Source organism: Desulfosporosinus meridiei DSM 13257, from assembly GCF_000231385.2.
GTDB lineage: Bacteria > Bacillota > Desulfitobacteriia > Desulfitobacteriales > Desulfitobacteriaceae > Desulfosporosinus > Desulfosporosinus meridiei.
This window is the reverse complement of the sequence record NC_018515.1, coordinates 4,767,121-4,785,951: the sequence shown is the minus strand read 5'-3', so window position 1 is coordinate 4,785,951 and position 18,831 is coordinate 4,767,121. Positions and strand designations below refer to the sequence as shown.

Below are 18,831 nucleotides of genomic sequence, written 5' to 3'. Positions count from 1 at the left end.
TTTTGAGGTGTAAAAATGTTAGAGAAACTTTATGAAATTGAACGGAAATATGATGAATTAACAGAACTCCTTAGTGATCCGGAAATTATCTCTAACCAGAGCGAATGGCAAAAATATGCTAAAGCTCAGGCGGGGATGACAAATCTCGTCACAGTGTTTAGGGAATATCAAGAAGTGAAGCGGGAGTTAGATGAGACCGAGACCCTGCTACGAGAAAAGTTGGATCCCGAAATGCAGGAGATGGCTGAGCAAGAAAAAGAAAACTTATTATTAAAATCCGAGGAATTAGAAGAACAAATTCGAATTCTGCTTTTGCCAAAGGATCCCTTGGATGAGAAAAATGTCATTATGGAGATCCGCGCAGGAGCCGGAGGAGATGAGGCATCATTGTTTGCAGGTGACCTTCATCGTATGTACACACGCTATGCAGAAGGTCAGGGCTGGAAGGTTGAAGTTCTCAGTGTTAGTTATTCTGATGCTGGGGGCTATAAGGAGATTATTTTCCTGATAGAAGGCCACGGGGCTTACAGTAAATTGAAATTTGAAAGTGGCGTACATCGTGTTCAGCGGATTCCAGCCACAGAATCTTCCGGTAGAATTCATACTTCGACTGCCACAGTAGCGGTTCTTCCTGAAGCAGAGGAAGTCGAAGTCTCTATTAACCCGAATGATCTGCGGATTGATGTTTATTGCTCCAGTGGACCGGGGGGACAGTGTGTAAATACAACCCAATCAGCGGTTCGTGTTACCCATATACCGACTGGAATTATTGCTTCTTGCCAGGATGAAAAATCACAGCTTAAGAATAAAGAGAAAGCTTTGCGGGTCTTACGTGCTCGAATTTTAGAGAAAGCACAAGAAGAAGCCATGGGTGAACAAGCTTCTGAACGCAAGAATCAAGTAGGTACCGGAGACCGAAGTGAGAGAATACGAACCTTCAATTTTCCTCAGGGGCGTGTGACGGATCATCGAATAAACCTTACTCTGCACCGCTTGGATACGATCTTGACGGGGGATTTGGGTGAGATTATTGAAGCCCTTAACTCTTCTGATCAGGCAGAACGGCTAAAAGCAGAAATACAGTAATTGTTAAATGAGATTCGAACTTACGAGTAGCGAGTCTCGAACATCGAGTAAGGGGTTTGCAGGTTTGAAAGTAATTGATGGAATGCGTTGGGGCGAGAGTGAACTTCTAAAAAAAGGAATTGATAATTCTCGCTTTGACGCAGACTTGTTATTAGCTGAAGTTCTAAAGGTGACAAGAGATCGTCTATACTTGGATTGGGATCGAATTTTATCGGAGCAAGAGTCGGAACATTATCGGAAACTCATACAACGACGCTCTGAGAACGTCCCGCTGCAGTATATCTTAGGTCGACAAGAATTTATGGGGCTTTCTTTTTATGTTGATGAAAGAGTACTTATTCCCCGTGCCGACAGCGAGGTTTTAATCGAGAAATGCTTAGATGTTTTACGGCAAGACCATAAAGAAGGGTCGGGCCGGCCTGTTAAAGTTGTAGACCTTTGCACAGGCAGTGGTGCCTTGGCAATTTCTCTAGCGCATTTTTTTCCGATAGCAGAAGTGCTTGGAGTTGATCTTTCTCCAGGAGCACTAGAGGTGGCTCGGAAAAATGCCGAACAGTTAGGGGTTGCGGTACAATGGCGTGAAGGGGATTTTTTAGATTCCATTCGGGGAGAGTCTTGGGATTATGTGATTACAAACCCTCCCTATGTTTCTCCTGAAGACTATCGCCAGTGCGCACCTGAGATTTTCCATGAGCCGGCTATGGCCTTTTTAGGTGGAACGGATGGATTGGATTTTTATCGACGTTTAGCGAGTGGGATACGACCCTTATTGAATCCTCAAGGGAAAGTGCTGATGGAGATTGGCTGGAATCAGGCAGAAGCTGTTTGCAAGCTATTTAATTTAAATGGCCTTAAAACCGAAGTCTTTTCGGATTTGGCTGGACGTGACCGAGTGATCTTGGCGAGGTGAATGAAAATGGAAACAAAAAGAAGATCTGTTGATAGAGTCAATCCCGAAGCCGAACTAATTAAAGAGGGCGCGGAGTGGCTAAGAGCAGGCGAGTTAGTAGCCTTTCCAACAGAAACAGTTTACGGGCTGGGAGCAAATGCTTTAGATGCTTCAGCATGTGCTAAGATCTTTGCTGCCAAGGGAAGACCTCAAGATAATCCGTTAATTGTGCACGTTTCCAGTCTTGCTATGGCCAACTCTTGCGTAAATAATTGGACGTCTTCAGCAGAGTTATGTGTTAAGAATTTTTGGCCGGGTCCATTAACCTTAATCTTGCCAAAAACCAGCTTAATTCCGGATATTGTAACTGCCTGCCTAGATAATGTTGCTGTTCGTATGCCCAGTCATCCCGTTGCCCTACGCTTAATCGAGGAGGCAGGGGTTCCGATTGCCGCACCTAGTGCTAATCTTTCCGGAAAGCCTAGTCCAACCAGAGGCGGTCATGTCTGGCGGGATATGAAAGGGAAGATCCCCCTAATTCTTGATGCAGGAGCTTGTGAAGTTGGTTTGGAATCAACAGTGCTTGATGTGAGTGGGGAGGTTCCCACTATTCTTCGTCCGGGTGGGATTACCAGGGAACAGTTAGAAGCGGTATTAGGGGACGTTTATACAGATTCTTGTTCCGAAAATCAAGCTCCCAGAGCTCCTGGAATGAAATACAGGCATTACGCGCCTCAGGGCGAATTAATTTTGGTGAGCGGGCATCGGGAAAGAGTCGTACAACGAATGGTTCAAGAAATCATCAGAGGACATTCCAGGTTTAAAAAAGTGGGAGTACTGTGTACATTGGAAAGTGCATCCTATTTGCATGACCGGCATCCTGATCTTTTGTTTGTTCTAGGTTCAAAAGATCAACCTTCGGAAGTGGCAAGGAATATATTTGAAGGATTAAGATTGTGTGATGAAAGGAAAATGGATTTAATTTTGGTTGAAGGTATTGAAGAAGGTGGCTTAGGGAGCGCGGTGATGAACCGCTTAGAAAAAGCAGCGGGAAAGCGAACTCAACACATTTAGAAAGTAATTCGTCTAATCATCCCTTTCCATTGCATATACATAGGGGAACGGAGGGGAAGGGTATGAATTTCTTATGGGTTGTGGCTGTTGCAACTGCTTTGGGAGCGGATGCATTTTCCTTAGCTCTCGCAATTGGGTTAGCCGGTATTAGAAAGAGCATGATGGTCAGGTTAGCTTTAGTGGTAGCTGTATTTCACGTGTTTATGCCTCTTGGCGGCATGATGCTCGGTCAAGCTTTGGGCTCAATTTTGGGGCAATTTGCAAGTTTGGCTGGAGCTTTCGTTCTAATTGTTTTAGGAGTCAGAATGCTCTATAAGATTTATTGGCCGGCAAAGCAAAGTTTGCCCTTTGGAGAAGCTAGACAGGCCTTTTTTGCTGGGAATATTACCAATCAAAGCTCTCTGGAAGGATACGGTATTTATCTTTTGGCTGCAAGTGTAAGTTTAGATGCCTTAAGTGTCGGGTTTTCACTTGGGACTATTCGAGCAGATATCCTTATGACAGTCCTGATTATGGGCATGATTGCGGGATTGATGACTGGAATCGGTTTGGTTTTAGGACGAGTAATGGGGACAAGGTTGGGAGATAGGGCGGAATTATTCGGCGGATTGGCGTTGCTATTAATTGGTATCAAACTTCTTTTTTAGCTTATTTTAACGATTTAGACAATTGTCGCTACTGTTATTTAATGTAACCCATTTTTTTCTTCAATTGAGGTGAGTTTTATAATGTTAAAACTTTTATTTGTTTGTACGGGAAATACCTGCCGCAGTCCACTGGCTGAAGGGATTGGCCGGTCTATGTTCGGTGATTTGGTTCAAGTAAATTCGGCTGGATTGGCTGCCTGGGATGGAGATCAGGTTAGTCCTCATGTGGTAGAGATTCTTAAAGAACAGGAAATTGATCTTTCTCAGCATCGTGCTAGAAGAATTACTGAGGAGCTGATGGCTGATGCGGATTGGGTTATCCCTATGACATTGGCTCAAGAAGAAGGCTTAAAACGTCGGTTCCCTCATTGGATTCACAAAATCCGACGTTTGGGAAACTGGGGAGGAGAAAACCGAGACATAATTGATCCATGGATGGGTTCTCTGGAAGTCTATCGCCAGACAGCGTTGGAAATCACAGACTTGTTAAGTATTTTAAAAAACCAAGTAAATCTAGGGTAATTAGCACTAAATAAGCATAATAAGTAGAAAAAATGTCTACACTAGCGGCGTGAAACGTCGCTTTATTTGCAGTCAGAAAAACGGTGAAACTTGTTTATCGCATCGGACCCCCATGCCTTTGTGCAGGATCACTGATGAAAGTAAAACTTATGTCATATAGTTGCTAAGCATAACTAAGGCTCCGCCCGGCTGGAAGGCTGGGCCGGCAAAGTTTTCTTTAGGTGTTTTAGCAGGACTTTTAAACTATCTAGAGAATAAAGTAGTGAATTAAAGAGGGAGGATTTAAAGAGTGAAAGTTGCGCTGGGTGCTGATCATGGTGGATATGAACTAAAAGAAGCTATTCGCAAGCATTTACAAGCACAGGAAATCGAAGTTATTGATTTCGGAACCCATTCCAATGATTCCGTAGATTATCCAAAGTACGGTTTTGCAGTTGGAAGTGCAATCATTAAAGGGGAAGCAGATTTGGGGATTGTGGTTTGTGGCACCGGACTAGGAATTTCTATGGCCGCAAATAAAATACCCGGAATCCGTGCTGCCCTTTGCTCTGAGACCTTTTCAGCCCGAATGGCAAGAGAACATAATAATGCCAATGTTTTAGCATTAGGTGCTCGGGTAATAGGGGGAGGGCTTGCTCTGGATATTGTGGACATTTTTTTGAAAACCGAGTTTTCAGGTGGAAGACATGCCCTTAGAGTAGATCTGATTTCTAACATTGAAAGAGGCGAGATGATTTAGTCTCCCTCTAATTTTAATTTGAAAGGAGGAGGAGTGCCTTGCTTGAGGATAAACAGATCAAAGAAAGCTTGCAGGAAATAGCTAGAACTTGGAATGAAGTACTGGATGCCTTTTTCCTAAAGGCTGGCTTACAGTCTCGACAAATTCTTGTCTTAGGTTGCAGTACGAGTGAAGTTATAGGCCACCATATTGGGCAGGGAAGCAGTTTGGAAGTCGCAGAAGTGTTACTTCCTCCTCTCTTAGATCGAGCAAAGCAAGAGGGAGTTTTTTTAGCAGTTCAAGGTTGCGAACATATTAATCGCGCGCTGGTGCTAGAACGAGCTTGCGTAGAACATTACAGATTGGAAGAAGTAACTGTACTTCCTGCGCTTCACGCCGGAGGAGCTATGACTGTAAAAGCCTGGGAAAGCTTTTCTTCCCCTGTTATGGTAGAGCGAATTCAAGGGCATGCAGGGATAGATGTCGGAGATACATTTATCGGAATGCACTTAAGGCCCGTAGTAATCCCAATACGTATACATGTTAAAGAACTGGGTCAGGCCCACTTAACCATGGCGCGCACAAGACCACGCCTTATTGGTGGCCCACGGGCAGCGTATGCCTAGACGGTTCTAAGGCCGGCATAATTAGGAGAATTGGGTAGTTCAATCAATCCCACTTTCATAAAAATATTGACAGGAGTGAACTAGGATGGACTATATTAACCAATGGGTGAAAAATAATGACCCCGAAGTTGCAAAAGCCATTGAACAAGAAGAGAAACGTCAAAGCAACAGTATTGAACTTATTGCCTCTGAAAACTTTGTCAGTCGAGCAGTGATGGCCGCCCAAGGGTCAGCTTTGACTAACAAGTATGCCGAAGGGTATCCCGGAAAACGGTATTATGGCGGATGTGAGTATGTAGATGTTGTGGAAGATCTTGCTCGCGAGCGAGTTAAGAAGATTTTTGGGGCAGAGCATGCTAACGTGCAGCCACATTCCGGCTCTCAGGCCAATATGGCCGTGTATTTTGCCTTTCTCAAGCCAGGGGATACAATACTGGGAATGAATTTATCCCATGGAGGTCACTTGACTCATGGGAGTCCGGTAAACATCTCGGGAGTGTATTTTAATGTAGTTCCTTATGGTGTCGATGAAAAGACTGAAACCATTGATTATGATCAAATACGTCAGCTGGCCAAAGAACATCATCCTAAAATGATTGTTGCCGGAGCAAGTGCCTATCCGCGAGTTATAGATTTTATAAAAATGCGTGAAATTGCCGATGAAGCAGGTGCTTTACTGATGGTTGATATGGCACATTTCGCCGGGTTAGTGGCGGCAGGGCTACACCCATCGCCAGTCCCTTATGCTGACTTTGTTACTTCCACAACTCATAAGACTTTAAGGGGCCCCAGGGGCGGCTTAATTCTCTGTAAGGCTGAATATGCCCAAGCTATTGATAAAGCGATTTTCCCAGGAATTCAAGGCGGGCCATTAATGCATGTCATTGCAGCTAAAGCGGTTGCTTTTGGGGAAGCCCTTCAGCCCGAATTTAAAACGTATCAGAAGAATATCGTTGATAATGCCAAGGCTCTGGCTCAAGGTCTAATGGAGCGTGGATTCCGCCTTGTTTCAGGTGGAACGGACAACCATGTAATGCTTGTTGATGTAAGAACTAAGAATCTAACAGGTAAGGAAGCGGAAAGTATCTTACATGAAGTGGGGATTACGGTCAATAAAAATACAATTCCTTTTGATACGGCAAGTCCTTTTGTAACTAGCGGGATTCGTCTTGGCACCCCTGCAGTTACTACACGGGGCATGAATACCGAGGCTATGAAACGTATAGCTGAGGCGATTGATCTTGCCTTGACCTCACATCATGAACCTGATAAACTGTCACAGGCGCGGGAAATTGTGAATTCATTGTGCGCCGAATTTCCCTTATATACTAATTTAGATTAGGAGACTGAAACTTATGCCAAAGCTTCAAGTACTTGATCATCCTCTAATCCAACATAAGTTATCGCTGATCCGGGATGAGGAAACGGGATCAAAGGAATTTAGGGCACTAGTCGAGGAAGTCTCGATGTTAATGGCCTACGAGGTAACTCGTGATTTTCCCTTACAAGAGATCGAAGTAAAAACACCTGTAGCAATAGCTAAGTCTAAGGTTATTGCCGGACGCAAAGTTGGCTTAGTTCCCATTCTGCGAGCAGGTTTAGGGATGGTTGATGGGATGCTCCGCTTAATTCCCGCTGCAAAAGTGGGACATGTTGGACTCTATAGGGATCCTGAAACTCTAATGCCTGTGGAATATTATTGCAAGCTGCCTTCAGATATCGCGGAGCGGGATCTCATAGTTATTGATCCAATGCTGGCAACAGGGGGCTCAGCTACAGCGGCGATAACGTTTTTAAAAGAACGTGGTGCGAAGAATATAAAACTGATGTGCCTAATTGCTGCCCCAGAGGGGATTGCCGCCGTGCAAAGCGCCCATGATGATGTCGACATTTTTGTTGCATCAGTTGATGAACGCTTAAATGACCATGGTTATATTGTTCCCGGTCTTGGAGACGCAGGGGATAGGTTGTTTGGAACAAAATGATGATGCATGGAAAACGTCCTAGTTGGGATAGCTATTTTATGCAAATGGCCCAAGTAGTTGCCGAACGATCAACTTGCTTGCGCCGTCAAGTTGGGGCAGTGATGGTAAAGGATAAACAAATACTAAGTACCGGATATAATGGGAGCCCTTCGGGGCTCCGGCATTGTGCTGAGGTTGGCTGTTTACGGCAGAGCTTAGGTGTTCCCTCAGGGGAACGCCATGAGATCTGCCGTGCTGTGCATGCAGAACAAAATGCTTTGGTTCAAGCAGCAAAGCATGGGGTCGCTATTACTGGTGCAGACCTATACACAACTCATCAGCCTTGCGTTTTGTGTACAAAATTGTTGATCAATGCAGGAATAATTCGAGTAGTCTATACCTATGCTTACCCGGATAAGCTTGCTGTCCAGATGGCTGATGAGGCAGGATTGAAACTGGTTAAATTTGGAGAGGATATCTCTTAGCCGAATTGTATTTGTTGCAGAGTAAGCTTGGAATTCAATTCTTGGCTTGTAGTATCAGAAAATTTATAAAATCTGATATTTAATAATATTATAGCAAAAGTATGAATGTTTGGCTGGCAAGTGATTTGAACCTTACAAAGATCCCCGGATAGCTATCGGATTAACGATTGATGATTATCGAAGGGAGTAATCCGAGTGAATAAGCAAAAAAATGTTATGATTGTGTTTGGGACACGTCCGGAGGCCATAAAAATGGCTCCTGTGATTCAAGCACTTCGTCAGAAGGACTCTATCAACTGTCAAGTTATTGTAACAGCTCAGCACCGTGAGATGCTGGATCAGGTACTAAAGCTATTTAAAATCGATCCTGATTTTGATCTAAACCTTATGCAACCGGGTCAAACCCTAACTGATATTACAACTAGGGTATTAAATGGCTTGAAAGAAGTTTTCCAAAGTGAGCAACCTGACTTAGTGTTGGTTCATGGGGACACAACCACAACATTTGTGGCTGCTTTGGCCGCTTTTTATGCTCAAATTCCAGTCGGACATGTTGAAGCTGGATTGCGAACAGGAAACAAATATTCTCCCTTTCCGGAAGAAATGAACCGAAAACTTGCAGGCGTTTTAACGGATTATCACTTTGCTCCAACAAATACGGCAAAGCTGAATCTTGAAAGAGAAGGGATTTCCTCGGAAAAAATCTTTATTACCGGCAATACGGTAATAGATGCTTTGCTGGCTACAGTAAACCCTGAATATAGTTTTTTCGACAGTCAAATCCAAGAGATAATCAATAAAGGGCAAGGGTCGAGAATGATTCTCGTAACCACACATCGCAGGGAAAACCTTGGTGAGCCCATGCGCCAAATATATCAGGCCTTAAGGGATACCCTGGAGGAGTTTCCGGATACCTACATAATTTTTCCCGTTCATAAAAATCCTATCGTTAGAACGGTAGTCAGTGAGGTTTTGGGGTCTCACCCGCGGGTTAACCTTATCGAACCGATGGATTATGAGCCCTTTGCCAATCTAATGGCACGGGCCCATCTGATTTTGACCGATTCAGGGGGGATACAGGAAGAGGCACCCTCCTTGGGCAAGCCAGTATTGGTTGTCAGAGATACGACGGAACGCCCCGAGGCAGTAGATGCAGGCACTGTGGCTTTGGTAGGGACGGAATACGAAAACGTGTTTTTAGAATTGAAAAATCTTTTAGGGGATCGGTCGGCGTATGAAAAAATGACAATGGCCAGTAATCCCTATGGAGATGGCACGGCAGCCATTAGAATAGCCCAAATAGTGGAAGAAAAGCTGGGGTGGACATAAAATTCTTCAATGCTGTAAAAAAAAGCACAAAGTCCCCTTGAAGTATGTTAATATATTACATAGCGTAAGATTTGTTGAAATGTTGCATAATAACATGACAAATCAATACATAAGGAAATGAATAAAGCTATGGAATTAAAATCTTGGCAAAAGGCCTTAGTAGTCGGGTCTAACATATCAACTTCCCTAGCTATATTAGTTGGCGGAGGATACTTCCTAGGTAGATACCTCGACACTCAATGGATGACGAAGCCTTTGTTCACAATCAGTTGTATGCTGATAGGACTAGCACTGGGAGGGAGCTATTTAGTAATTACTTTAAAAGAGTTTGGAGCATCCGATGATAAGAAGTAGCTTTATTGCATTATTAAGTGGGACTGCGTGTATATTATTCAGTATAGCCTTAACCGGCAAACAGGCTCTCTTTGGTAGCTTGCTGGGGTATTGGGCAGGGTTTGGTTATACTTTGTGGTTTTATAAAGAGGTATTACTAAGTTCAGAAATGGACATTCAGTCAGCGATCAAAAGGATGCGTAGAAATCTAATTGCTCGCCTGGGAATGATCACACTGATTATCGTTTTCATTGCTCGTTTCCAAGCCGGTTGGCTGTTTAGTTTAGCGTTAGGGATTGTTACAGGGGTGATAATATCCTTTATCATTGTGGCAATGCAAAAAAACTATGGAGAAAGGGGTGATAAAAGAAGTGCATGAAACAGTATTGTGGCATTTGGGGAGTATGACATTTCATGGTAAAACCTTAATCATGACCTGGATTTCGATGGCTCTTGTTATGATTTTCGTTTTCGCAGGAGTACGCAATTTAACCAGTGGAAAACCTGGTAAAATGCAAAACGTTTTAGAGTGGATCATAGATTTCGTCCGTGGGATCATCAATGATAACATGGAGTATGAAAAGGGACGTCCATTGCTGAGCTATTTGGTGACGTTGTTCATGTTTGTTTTCTTTTCCAATATGCTTGGCCTTATCCCAAACTTCACGTTTAATCTATTGCATGACGTTCATTTTGCCCAATTAGGTCACATTTTCAGTGGGCCGTCAATGATGTCACCAACGGCCGATATTAACACGACTCTTTCCTTAGCTCTATTAACGATTATTCTAGTTGTCTCTTTAGGTATCAAGCATAAAGGGGCACATTATTTCCATCATTTTGTTGAGCCAAATCCAGTGTTTGTGATTATCCACGCCATTGATTTACTCGCTAAGCCAATGACACTAGCCTTTCGTTTGTTTGGAAACATCTTTGCAGGCGAAATATTATTGGGAGTTATTTTAATGTTACCTGGCATTTGGGTTCTTCCGGGGATTTTACCAACAACAATTTGGTTAGCTTTCAGTATTTTCATTGGAGCTATCCAGTCTTACGTGTTTGTGGTTTTGACAACTGCTTATGTTTCGCAGGCTGTTACCTCAGACGCCCATTAAGCACTTGTTAGTGCAAGCACTTGTTGTGCTGGTTTTCAGTGATGCTCGCCACCACTGAGGGAATAATAATTTAATTATCGGAATCAAGAAAGGAGGAAATCTCATGGACGTGTCTGCTGCTGCTGCACTTGGTGCAGGAATTGCTGCTGGCTTGGCAGCTCTTGGGGCATCAATTGGTAATGGTAATGTAATTAGTAAAACGGTGGAGGGTATTGGTCGTCAACCGGAGGCTAAAGCAACATTACAAGCTACCATGTTTATTGGTGTCGGTTTGATTGAGGCTTTGCCACTCCTTAGCTGGGTACTCGCCCTGCTGCTCATGTTTACAAAGTAAGCTCGTATGATGGGCAGAGAGTAAGCCCATCTTAATTCAAGGGGGAACGTAAGTTCTCCCTTGAAAAAAATCATCCCGACGTCAATTAGACTCGAGAGGGGGGTAGACCATTGGGTGGGAATCCTATTCAATTTGACTATACTGTACCGGCTACGGTTTTATCTTTCCTGTTGCTCGTTTGGCTTCTCAGCAAATATGCTTGGAAACCGCTAATGAAAATGATGGAAGAACGGCGGACTAATATTGAATCCATGCTTAAGCAGGCAGAAGACGAGCGCCAACAGGCAGATAAAATAAAGCGTGAATACCAAGAAGAAATGCGTAAGGCTCGCCAGGAAGCCCAAGAAGTAATTGCAAAGGCTACTAAGGTAAGTGAAGCTCGTTCTGCCGAGATTCTGGCTGCTGCACATGAAGAATCTGAGAAGATTAAAAAATCTGCCCTTGTTGATATCGCACGTGAACGAGATCGGGCAATCTCCGATGTTAAAGCACAAGTTGCTGATCTTTCAGTTTCCGTTGCAGAGAAAATTATTAAACAAAAACTTGACATTAAGGGTCAAGGAAAACTCATCGAGCAGTTTATTCAAGAGGTAGGAGAAATGCAATGATAAATGGATCACTTGCGCGTAGATACTCCCAAGCCTTGTTTGAAATTGCCTCTGAGACAGGCCTAGATCAAATTGATGCTGATTTAAGTGAACTAACTAAGATGGTGGAGGAAAATGGAGAGGTTAAAGACACCCTGTTACATCCCCACATCTCCTTAAGTGATAAAAAGTCCATTATGGACAAGTTGATGGGAGATAGCTTTGGGGATATAACAAGACGTTTTCTTTATCTTTTGATTGACCGTAGAAGAGCCGATCTTTTACCTGCTATTCAACGTGAGTTTACCAGATTAGCGGATGAGGCACGTCAAGTGGTGGAAGCCAAAGTAGCAAGTGCTATTGAACTAAGTGCGACCCAGCTTGATGAACTGAAAAAAGCTATTGTACGTATGACTGGGAAAGAGGTTCGCCTTGTAAGCGAAGTCCGAGCCGAGCTCATTGGTGGAGTACTGATTCAGATCGGAGATCGTGTACTTGATGGGACTGTAGCCCATTCACTTGAAAAGATGCGTGAGAATTTACGAAGAAACTCGGATAAACCTCAGGAAGTAGGGGTGAAATAACAGAATGAACTTGCGTCCAGAAGAAATAAGTTCCATTATTAAGCAGCAAATCGAACGATACGATACTGCTGTTGATATCGTAGACGTTGGGACAGTTATCCAGGTTGGAGACGGAATTGCTCGTGTTTATGGTCTGGAAAAGGCTATGGCAGGTGAGCTTCTGGAGTTCCCAGGAAATGTTTACGGTATGGCGATGAATCTTGAAGAAGATAATATTGGTTGTGTTATTCTGGGACCCTTCACAGGGATTAAAGAAGGCGATCAGGTCAAGAGAACCGGACGGATCGTGGAAGTCCCAGTCGGCGAGGCTTTGATTGGCCGCGTTGTTAATGCTCTTGGTCAGCCCATTGATGGCAAAGGGGAAATTGTGACAGACAAGTTCCGTCCGATTGAGTCCCCTGCATCAGGTGTTATTGCACGTAAATCCGTCAGTGAACCGATGCTAACTGGTCTAAAATCTATTGATGCTATGGTTCCTATTGGTCGTGGTCAGCGGGAATTAATTATCGGTGACCGTCAAACTGGTAAAACTGCAGTAGCTATCGATGCGATTATTAACCAAAAAGGTCAAGACATGATTTGTATTTACGTAGCTGTCGGACAAAAAGCATCGACAGTTGCCAGCGTTGTTCAGAAATTAGAAGAAAACGATGCAATGAAATACACAATTATTGTATGTGCTACTGCCTCTGAGCCTTCTCCAATGGTCTTTATCGCACCTTATTCTGGTGCTGCTATGGGTGAAGAGTTCATGTATAATGGCAAGCATGTCCTGATCATTTACGATGACCTTTCCAAACAAGCGGTAGCTTACCGTGAACTTTCCTTGCTTCTTAAACGCCCACCAGGACGTGAAGCATATCCTGGAGACGTTTTCTACCTCCACTCTCGTTTGTTGGAGCGTGCAGCGAAGTTGTCCGATGCCCTAGGCGGAGGTTCAATGACAGCACTTCCGATTATTGAGACTCAAGCTGGTGACGTTTCCGCCTATATTCCTACGAACGTTATTTCCATTACTGATGGACAGATCTTTTTGGAATCAGACCTCTTTAATGCCGGATTCCGTCCAGCCATCAACGTTGGTCTTTCCGTTTCCCGGGTAGGTGGTAGCGCCCAGATCAAAGCTATGAAACAAGTTGCAGGACAGCTCCGTTTGGATCTCGCCAGCTATCGTGAATTAGCAGCATTTGCTCAATTTGGATCTGACTTGGATAAAGTTACGCAAATGCGACTCAACCGTGGAAAACGAACCATGGAAATTCTTAAACAAAATCAATATGCAACAATGCCCGTTGAAGAAGAAGTTGTCGTTATTTATGCGGCAGTTAAAGGCTTCACTGATGATATTGATGCTGACAAAATTGGGAAATTTGAGCAAGAATACCTGCGCTTCATGCGCTCCGTGAAGGCCGACCTGTTGGCTAAAATTCGCACTGAGAAGGCGCTCTCCAATGATATGATCGCCGATCTGGAAAAAGCAATTAACGAATTCAAACAGGGGTTTGTGGCCTAGATTAAAAAGGAGTAGGTGAATGAGGTGGCAGGAGTACGCGATATTCGTCGCCGGATCCGCAGTGTACGCAATATGCAGCAGATCACCAAAGCGATGAAAATGGTTTCCGCGGCCAAACTCAGAAAAGCCCAACAAAAACTAAGCGCAGCCCGTCCATATGCCAACCAATTACAAGGGGTTCTGGAACGACTGGCACAGGCTCCTGGAGATACAGTTCACCCGCTTCTAGTAAAGCGGCCTGTTCAAAAGGTGGTTTATGTGTTAATTACGTCAGACCGTGGTCTTTGCGGAGGGTACAATGCGAACCTCATTCGGAAGACCGCTACCTTGATTGCCGAAACGCCGCAAGACGTTAAGCTGGTAACGGTGGGCCGCAAGGGTCGGGATTTCTTCCGACGCGGAAAAATTGAGTTTTTGGCTGAGTTTGTAGCACTTGGAGATGAACCAAGTTATAGTCAAGCGAAAGAAATAGCTCAGGAAGTAGTGAGAATTTATGAGCAGGGCGAAGCGGATGAGGTTTATCTCATGTATACCGAATTCGTAAGCGCAATTAACTCGAGACCTACGCAAATCAAACTACTTCCCATCGAAAAGCCTGAAGGTAAACAAAGTAAACAATATATTTTTGAACCGTCGCCTGATGAGATCCTCGCAAGTCTGTTGCCAAAGTATGTTGAGACACAGGTCTATCGTTCAATACTTGAAGGAAAAGCAAGTGAGCAAGGGGCCAGGATGTCAGCTATGAGCTCAGCAACGGATAATGCTAAGGATATGATTGATCGATTGTCGCTGGCCATGAACAGAGCCCGACAAGCGGCGATTACTAAGGAAATATCTGAAATTGTCGGGGGAGCAGCTGCCTTAGATTAAAGCTGCCGGAAATACCCAATAAGGAGGTTTCTCGCCTGTGAAAAACGGCAAGGTTTTGCAAGTTTTGGGACCGGTAGTTGACGTTGCGTTTGCGCCCGATGAACTGCCGGCGATATATACTGCTATTAAAGTTATTGTTCCCGAGAAGAATATTAACATTACCTTAGAAGTAGCACAACATCTCGGAAATGACACCGTACGTTGTGTAGCTATGTCCTCGACGGATGGTCTGCAAAGAGGCATTGAGGCTATAAACACTGGTGCTCCAATTACAGTACCTGTCGGATCGGCGACCCTTGGACGGATGGTTAGTGTCTTGGGAGAGCCAATTGATAATGCAGGAGATGTTAATTCCGATACCAGTTATCCTATTCACCGTCCGGCTCCGGCTTTTGAAGATCAAGAGCCTTCGACCCGTATGTTGGAGACCGGTATCAAAGTTATTGACCTACTGGCACCTTATTCTAAGGGTGGAAAGATCGGACTCTTCGGTGGTGCAGGGGTTGGTAAGACAGTATTGATCATGGAACTTATTAACAATATTGCTAAACAACACGGTGGTATCTCTGTATTCGCTGGTGTTGGTGAGCGGACTCGTGAAGGAAATGACCTATATCACGAAATGAAAGAGTCAGGCGTTATTGATAAGACCGCTATGGTGTTCGGTCAAATGAACGAACCACCTGGAGCTCGTCTCCGTGTCGGTCTGACAGGATTAACCATGGCTGAGTATTTCCGTGATGAACAAGGTCAGGACGTGTTGCTCTTTATTGACAACATCTTCCGCTTCACACAAGCTGGATCTGAGGTTTCGGCTCTGCTTGGCCGGATGCCTTCGGCAGTTGGTTATCAACCGACACTGGCAACAGAAATGGGTCAATTGCAAGAGCGGATTACCTCTACTCGTAAAGGATCTATTACATCTGTTCAAGCCATTTACGTGCCTGCTGACGACTTGACAGACCCTGCTCCTGCTACAGCATTTGCTCACTTGGATGCTACAACAGTTTTGTCTCGTGCCATCACTGAGATTGGAATCTACCCTGCTGTGGATCCCTTGGACTCCACTTCACGGATTCTTTCACCGTTAGTACTTGGTGAAGAGCATTATGCTGTTGCACGTCAAGTTCAGCAAATTCTGCAAAAGTACAAAGAGTTGCAAGATATCATTGCAATTCTAGGTATGGATGAGCTTTCTGAAGAGGAAAAACTTATCGTAGCGCGAGCTCGTAAAATCCAACGTTTCTTGTCTCAACCCTTCAGCGTTGCTGAAGTATTTACAGGGACTCCAGGAAAGTATGTACCCTTGAAAGACACAATTCGTGGCTTTAAAGAAATTGCGGATGGGAAATACGATGACATTTCAGAGGCAGCCTTCCTTATGGTGGGCCCCATTGAAGAGGTCGTTGAAAAAGCCAAGAAAATGGGGGCGTAAGCCATGGCAGGAACATTCTCTCTACGCATTGTCTCTCCAGAAGGGGACTTATTGAAAGAAAATGTTGAGTTTGTTGTTTTTCCCGGCGCAATGGGTGAGTTAGGTATATTGCCAAATCACGCGCCCTTAATTGCTGGCCTGGATATAGGCGTTATTCGTTATACTCTCAATGGTACTGTTAAACATGCAGCAATAGCCGGCGGCTTTGTCGAAGTTGTTGATAATTCAGCCATTGTTCTGGCAGACACTGCAGAACTTGGTGGACAAATTGATGTTAAGCGTGCAATGGAAGCTAAGGAACGGGCATTAAAACGCTTGTCAGCTCGGACAAATGAAATTGATGTTCGACGAGCTGAGCTAGCTCTGCGCAGAGCTGCTGCACGGATCAGTGCCTATGGCGACAAAAAATAGCTAATGAATTATTCTGTATTGGTGAAAGGCCCTCAGTATTGAGGGCTTTTTTCTTGTTTCGATACATAAAAAGATCTATATATTTATAAGAGGTATATTAGCTTTCTCACTATTTGGCAAAACTAGAATAGGAGCCAGAAGATGAGGAAGAGGTTATAATATGTTGAGATCAATTATGAAGACAAAAGGTATGCTGATTTTATACCGAAAAATAATACTGGTCTGCTGCTTTGCCGGGCTAATAATGATTAGCTTTGGGATCGGTAATTACGTATTAACCCATAACCATAAAAACATAGATGCATCAAATAAAAAGACGCCCTTGCTCCTTAATTCGGGGTTTTTAGAGGGCAATGAAGCTGAGGCAACCCTTATCCTGTGGATTGAAAATACTGAGCTTCCAACATTGATTTTGGGTAATATGCCAACAGAAAATTGGAAATGGAACTATAAAGAATTAGAGATGAAAAATGGAAAAGTAGCAAGAATGCTTACCGGACAAGATATATTAAACAAGGAAGAGGAAATAAAACTATTTGCATGGTATACTAATATGGTTCCGCTGATTGAAAAAGCCGGCGGTAAGATTTATTTGGATGAACGTACACCTGAAGCTATTGATATATCTGCTTATCTGAGCCAGACTAATGCGGATCCGATGCAGTGGATGCTCATAGATAATATGATATCTAGCGCAGCTTATCAGAAAAATATTGAAACAACTGTCATGGCTGGTCAGGATCAGGTCAACATACAAATATTGAGTCGGGGGAAGGGATCAGACGGACGTTCGGTTTTGGCTATTCCTGTTTTGCTAAAAGAGTTTTAGTAATATGTTAAGAAAAAAGTCGAATTTATGCAGGAAAACTACCAGCTCAACGAGAATATTATCAAGTCAGCTACTATTGCAAACCTTGGATAGGGGGTGTCTTCAGAATTTTGAGTAAGCTTACAGTTACAGGTGGTAAACCATTAGAAGGGACAATTACAGTAAGTGGGGCCAAAAATGCTGTTCTTCCGATTATAGCAGCAAGTTTGTTATGTAAAGAGCCGATACAACTAGACGACGCTCCAGACTTACTAGATGTTAATGTAATGAATAGGGTTATTTCGGCGTTGGGTGCGAGAGTGGAACGCAACGGTTCAACTCTGAGTATCCAAGCTCGTGACATAGATTGTATTGAAGCCCCATACGATTTAGTTTCTCAAATGAGAGCATCTATAGTCACCATGGGCCCTTTACTTGCTCGAAAAGGTCACGTTCGAATTTCTCATCCCGGTGGGTGTGCCATTGGATCACGCCCAATTAATTGGCACCTAAAAGGACTAGAAGCATTAGGTGCAGAAGTTAAAATGGATCATGGGTTTTTAGATGTGTCAACAAAGGGATTGAAAGGAGCACGCATTTACTTAGATTACCCAAGTGTTGGTGCTACAGAAAATATTATGATGGCAGCATCGATGGCCCAGGGAACTACACTTATAGAAAATGCAGCGCAAGAGCCGGAAATCGTTGACTTAGCTACTTTCTTAAATGAAATGGGTGGTAAAGTTCGAGGTGCAGGAACTAGTATAATCTATATTGAGGGTGTTCCAGAATTCCATGGTACAGTGCATACTGTAATTCCTGACCGTATAGAGGCAGGAAGCTATCTGCTTTTGGCGGCGGCAACAGGAGGAGATGTTTTAGTTCAGAATGTTATTTCAGATCATTTAAAGCCATTGATTGCCAAAATGGAAGAGGCAGGAATACATATGCTTGAAGAGGATGATGGAATCAGAGTAAGTGGAAACGGCATTTATAATGCTGTTGATGTTAAGACTCAAGTTCACCCGGGATTTCCAACTGACCTTCAGGCTCCATTTATGGCTTTTCTGACTCGAGCCAAGGGTACGGGTTTAATAACTGAAACCGTCTTTGAAAATCGCTTTATGCACGTTGATGAACTCAAACGTATGGGCGCAGATATAAAAATTGAAGGGCGAAGTGCTATCATCCAAGGAATAAATCGCTTAAATGCTGCACCGGTGACGGCAACAGATTTGCGTGCGGGAGCAGCTCTAATCCTTGCAGCACTGACCTCAGAAGGTACCACAAGTGTCCGAGGAATTCATCACATTGACAGAGGGTATGAAATGATAGAGAAGAAACTGTCTCGCATAGGTGCCAATATAATTCGTGAGGAAGAAGAAGTGTCATAAAAGGGGTCTTATCATTTATAGAAATGAAATGTTGTAACTAGGAACAAGAGTTGATCAGATCGCTCTTGTTCTTTTTGCGTTGTTAAGCCATATTCTCCAAGGTCACT

23 protein-coding genes are annotated in these 18,831 nt (G+C 43.7%); all 23 read left to right on the top strand.

Annotated features, from left to right (window positions below; translation table 11 throughout):
• Positions 1–15 precede the first annotated feature (15 nt).
• A complete protein-coding gene (gene prfA / locus DESMER_RS22040; protein ID WP_014905283.1) occupies positions 16–1,086 on the top strand; it encodes a peptide chain release factor 1 in 1,071 nt (356 codons plus the stop codon).
• A gap of 64 nt (positions 1,087–1,150) precedes the next feature.
• Complete coding sequence (prmC, locus tag DESMER_RS22035; RefSeq protein WP_042334130.1) at positions 1,151–1,996, top strand: peptide chain release factor N(5)-glutamine methyltransferase; 846 nt, start codon at positions 1,151–1,153, stop codon at positions 1,994–1,996.
• A 6-nt stretch (positions 1,997–2,002) separates the two neighbouring features.
• Positions 2,003–3,049, top strand: a complete 1,047-nt coding sequence (locus DESMER_RS22030) for an L-threonylcarbamoyladenylate synthase (protein ID WP_014905281.1) — start codon at positions 2,003–2,005, stop codon at positions 3,047–3,049.
• 62 nt (positions 3,050–3,111) lie between these two features.
• Positions 3,112–3,696, top strand: a complete 585-nt coding sequence (locus DESMER_RS22025) for a manganese efflux pump MntP (protein WP_014905280.1) — start codon at positions 3,112–3,114, stop codon at positions 3,694–3,696.
• 81 nt (positions 3,697–3,777) lie between these two features.
• Positions 3,778–4,218 carry a low molecular weight protein arginine phosphatase gene (locus DESMER_RS22020; protein ID WP_014905279.1) on the top strand — a complete coding sequence of 147 codons (441 nt, stop codon included), beginning with the start codon at positions 3,778–3,780 and terminating at the stop codon, positions 4,216–4,218.
• 289 nt (positions 4,219–4,507) lie between these two features.
• Positions 4,508–4,957 (top strand): ribose 5-phosphate isomerase B, encoded by a 450-nt coding sequence (rpiB, locus tag DESMER_RS22015; RefSeq protein WP_014905278.1) that lies wholly within the window; start codon positions 4,508–4,510, stop codon positions 4,955–4,957.
• A gap of 38 nt (positions 4,958–4,995) precedes the next feature.
• Positions 4,996–5,562 carry a TIGR01440 family protein gene (locus tag DESMER_RS22010; RefSeq protein ID WP_014905277.1) on the top strand — a complete coding sequence of 189 codons (567 nt, stop codon included), beginning with the start codon at positions 4,996–4,998 and terminating at the stop codon, positions 5,560–5,562.
• A gap of 85 nt (positions 5,563–5,647) precedes the next feature.
• On the top strand, positions 5,648–6,904 hold the full coding sequence (locus DESMER_RS22005) for a serine hydroxymethyltransferase (RefSeq protein ID WP_014905276.1): 1,257 nt from the start codon (positions 5,648–5,650) through the stop codon (positions 6,902–6,904).
• A 13-nt stretch (positions 6,905–6,917) separates the two neighbouring features.
• Entirely contained in the window at positions 6,918–7,547 is a 630-nt protein-coding gene (gene upp, locus DESMER_RS22000) for a uracil phosphoribosyltransferase (RefSeq protein ID WP_014905275.1), read from the top strand.
• A complete protein-coding gene (locus tag DESMER_RS21995) occupies positions 7,547–8,011 on the top strand; it encodes a deoxycytidylate deaminase (protein WP_052314873.1) in 465 nt (154 codons plus the stop codon). Before upp ends, DESMER_RS21995 begins: the two co-directional genes overlap by 1 nt.
• Before the next feature lie 216 nt (positions 8,012–8,227).
• Positions 8,228–9,340 (top strand): non-hydrolyzing UDP-N-acetylglucosamine 2-epimerase, encoded by a 1,113-nt coding sequence (gene wecB / locus DESMER_RS21990; protein WP_085931690.1) that lies wholly within the window; start codon positions 8,228–8,230, stop codon positions 9,338–9,340.
• Positions 9,341–9,469: 129 nt separating this feature from the next.
• Entirely contained in the window at positions 9,470–9,694 is a 225-nt protein-coding gene (locus tag DESMER_RS21985; protein WP_014905272.1) for an AtpZ/AtpI family protein, read from the top strand.
• The gene (locus DESMER_RS21980) at positions 9,681–10,052 is read left to right on the top strand and encodes a hypothetical protein (RefSeq protein WP_014905271.1); all 372 of its coding nucleotides are present in this window, start codon (positions 9,681–9,683) and stop codon (positions 10,050–10,052) included. Before DESMER_RS21985 ends, DESMER_RS21980 begins: the two co-directional genes overlap by 14 nt.
• Positions 10,045–10,788, top strand: coding sequence for a F0F1 ATP synthase subunit A (gene atpB / locus DESMER_RS21975; protein WP_042334889.1), 744 nt, complete (start codon positions 10,045–10,047; stop codon positions 10,786–10,788). The genes DESMER_RS21980 and atpB overlap by 8 nt, the downstream gene beginning before the upstream one ends.
• Positions 10,789–10,891: 103 nt before the next feature.
• Positions 10,892–11,122, top strand: coding sequence for a F0F1 ATP synthase subunit C (gene atpE, locus DESMER_RS21970; RefSeq protein WP_007787575.1), 231 nt, complete (start codon positions 10,892–10,894; stop codon positions 11,120–11,122).
• 110 nt (positions 11,123–11,232) lie between these two features.
• Entirely contained in the window at positions 11,233–11,730 is a 498-nt protein-coding gene (gene atpF, locus DESMER_RS21965) for a F0F1 ATP synthase subunit B (RefSeq protein WP_014905269.1), read from the top strand.
• Entirely contained in the window at positions 11,727–12,293 is a 567-nt protein-coding gene (atpH, locus tag DESMER_RS21960) for an ATP synthase F1 subunit delta (protein WP_014905268.1), read from the top strand. Before atpF ends, atpH begins: the two co-directional genes overlap by 4 nt.
• Positions 12,294–12,297: 4 nt before the next feature.
• Positions 12,298–13,806 carry a F0F1 ATP synthase subunit alpha gene (atpA, locus tag DESMER_RS21955; protein WP_014905267.1) on the top strand — a complete coding sequence of 503 codons (1,509 nt, stop codon included), beginning with the start codon at positions 12,298–12,300 and terminating at the stop codon, positions 13,804–13,806.
• A gap of 24 nt (positions 13,807–13,830) precedes the next feature.
• Complete coding sequence (gene atpG / locus DESMER_RS21950) at positions 13,831–14,676, top strand: ATP synthase F1 subunit gamma (protein ID WP_014905266.1); 846 nt, start codon at positions 13,831–13,833, stop codon at positions 14,674–14,676.
• 37 nt (positions 14,677–14,713) lie between these two features.
• Positions 14,714–16,111 (top strand): F0F1 ATP synthase subunit beta, encoded by a 1,398-nt coding sequence (gene atpD, locus DESMER_RS21945; RefSeq protein ID WP_014905265.1) that lies wholly within the window; start codon positions 14,714–14,716, stop codon positions 16,109–16,111.
• 3 nt (positions 16,112–16,114) lie between these two features.
• A complete protein-coding gene (locus DESMER_RS21940) occupies positions 16,115–16,522 on the top strand; it encodes a F0F1 ATP synthase subunit epsilon (protein ID WP_014905264.1) in 408 nt (135 codons plus the stop codon).
• Between the two features lie 160 nt (positions 16,523–16,682).
• Positions 16,683–17,351, top strand: a complete 669-nt coding sequence (locus DESMER_RS21935) for a hypothetical protein (RefSeq protein ID WP_014905263.1) — start codon at positions 16,683–16,685, stop codon at positions 17,349–17,351.
• Positions 17,352–17,461: 110 nt separating this feature from the next.
• Positions 17,462–18,724, top strand: coding sequence for a UDP-N-acetylglucosamine 1-carboxyvinyltransferase (gene murA / locus DESMER_RS21930; RefSeq protein WP_014905262.1), 1,263 nt, complete (start codon positions 17,462–17,464; stop codon positions 18,722–18,724).
• Positions 18,725–18,831: the final 107 nt, after the last annotated feature.

Coding starts and splice junctions, on each gene's coding strand:
- prfA (WP_014905283.1), top strand. CDS start 16: ATGTTAGAGAAACTTTATGAAATTGAACGGAAATATGATGAATTAACA.
- DESMER_RS22030 (WP_014905281.1), top strand. CDS start 2,003: ATGGAAACAAAAAGAAGATCTGTTGATAGAGTCAATCCCGAAGCCGAA.
- DESMER_RS22025 (WP_014905280.1), top strand. CDS start 3,112: ATGAATTTCTTATGGGTTGTGGCTGTTGCAACTGCTTTGGGAGCGGAT.
- DESMER_RS22020 (WP_014905279.1), top strand. CDS start 3,778: ATGTTAAAACTTTTATTTGTTTGTACGGGAAATACCTGCCGCAGTCCA.
- DESMER_RS22005 (WP_014905276.1), top strand. CDS start 5,648: ATGGACTATATTAACCAATGGGTGAAAAATAATGACCCCGAAGTTGCA.
- upp (WP_014905275.1), top strand. CDS start 6,918: ATGCCAAAGCTTCAAGTACTTGATCATCCTCTAATCCAACATAAGTTA.
- DESMER_RS21995 (WP_052314873.1), top strand. CDS start 7,547: ATGATGCATGGAAAACGTCCTAGTTGGGATAGCTATTTTATGCAAATG.
- wecB (WP_085931690.1), top strand. CDS start 8,228: ATGATTGTGTTTGGGACACGTCCGGAGGCCATAAAAATGGCTCCTGTG.
- DESMER_RS21985 (WP_014905272.1), top strand. CDS start 9,470: ATGGAATTAAAATCTTGGCAAAAGGCCTTAGTAGTCGGGTCTAACATA.
- DESMER_RS21980 (WP_014905271.1), top strand. CDS start 9,681: ATGATAAGAAGTAGCTTTATTGCATTATTAAGTGGGACTGCGTGTATA.
- atpE (WP_007787575.1), top strand. CDS start 10,892: ATGGACGTGTCTGCTGCTGCTGCACTTGGTGCAGGAATTGCTGCTGGC.
- atpH (WP_014905268.1), top strand. CDS start 11,727: ATGATAAATGGATCACTTGCGCGTAGATACTCCCAAGCCTTGTTTGAA.
- atpA (WP_014905267.1), top strand. CDS start 12,298: ATGAACTTGCGTCCAGAAGAAATAAGTTCCATTATTAAGCAGCAAATC.
- DESMER_RS21940 (WP_014905264.1), top strand. CDS start 16,115: ATGGCAGGAACATTCTCTCTACGCATTGTCTCTCCAGAAGGGGACTTA.
- DESMER_RS21935 (WP_014905263.1), top strand. CDS start 16,683: ATGTTGAGATCAATTATGAAGACAAAAGGTATGCTGATTTTATACCGA.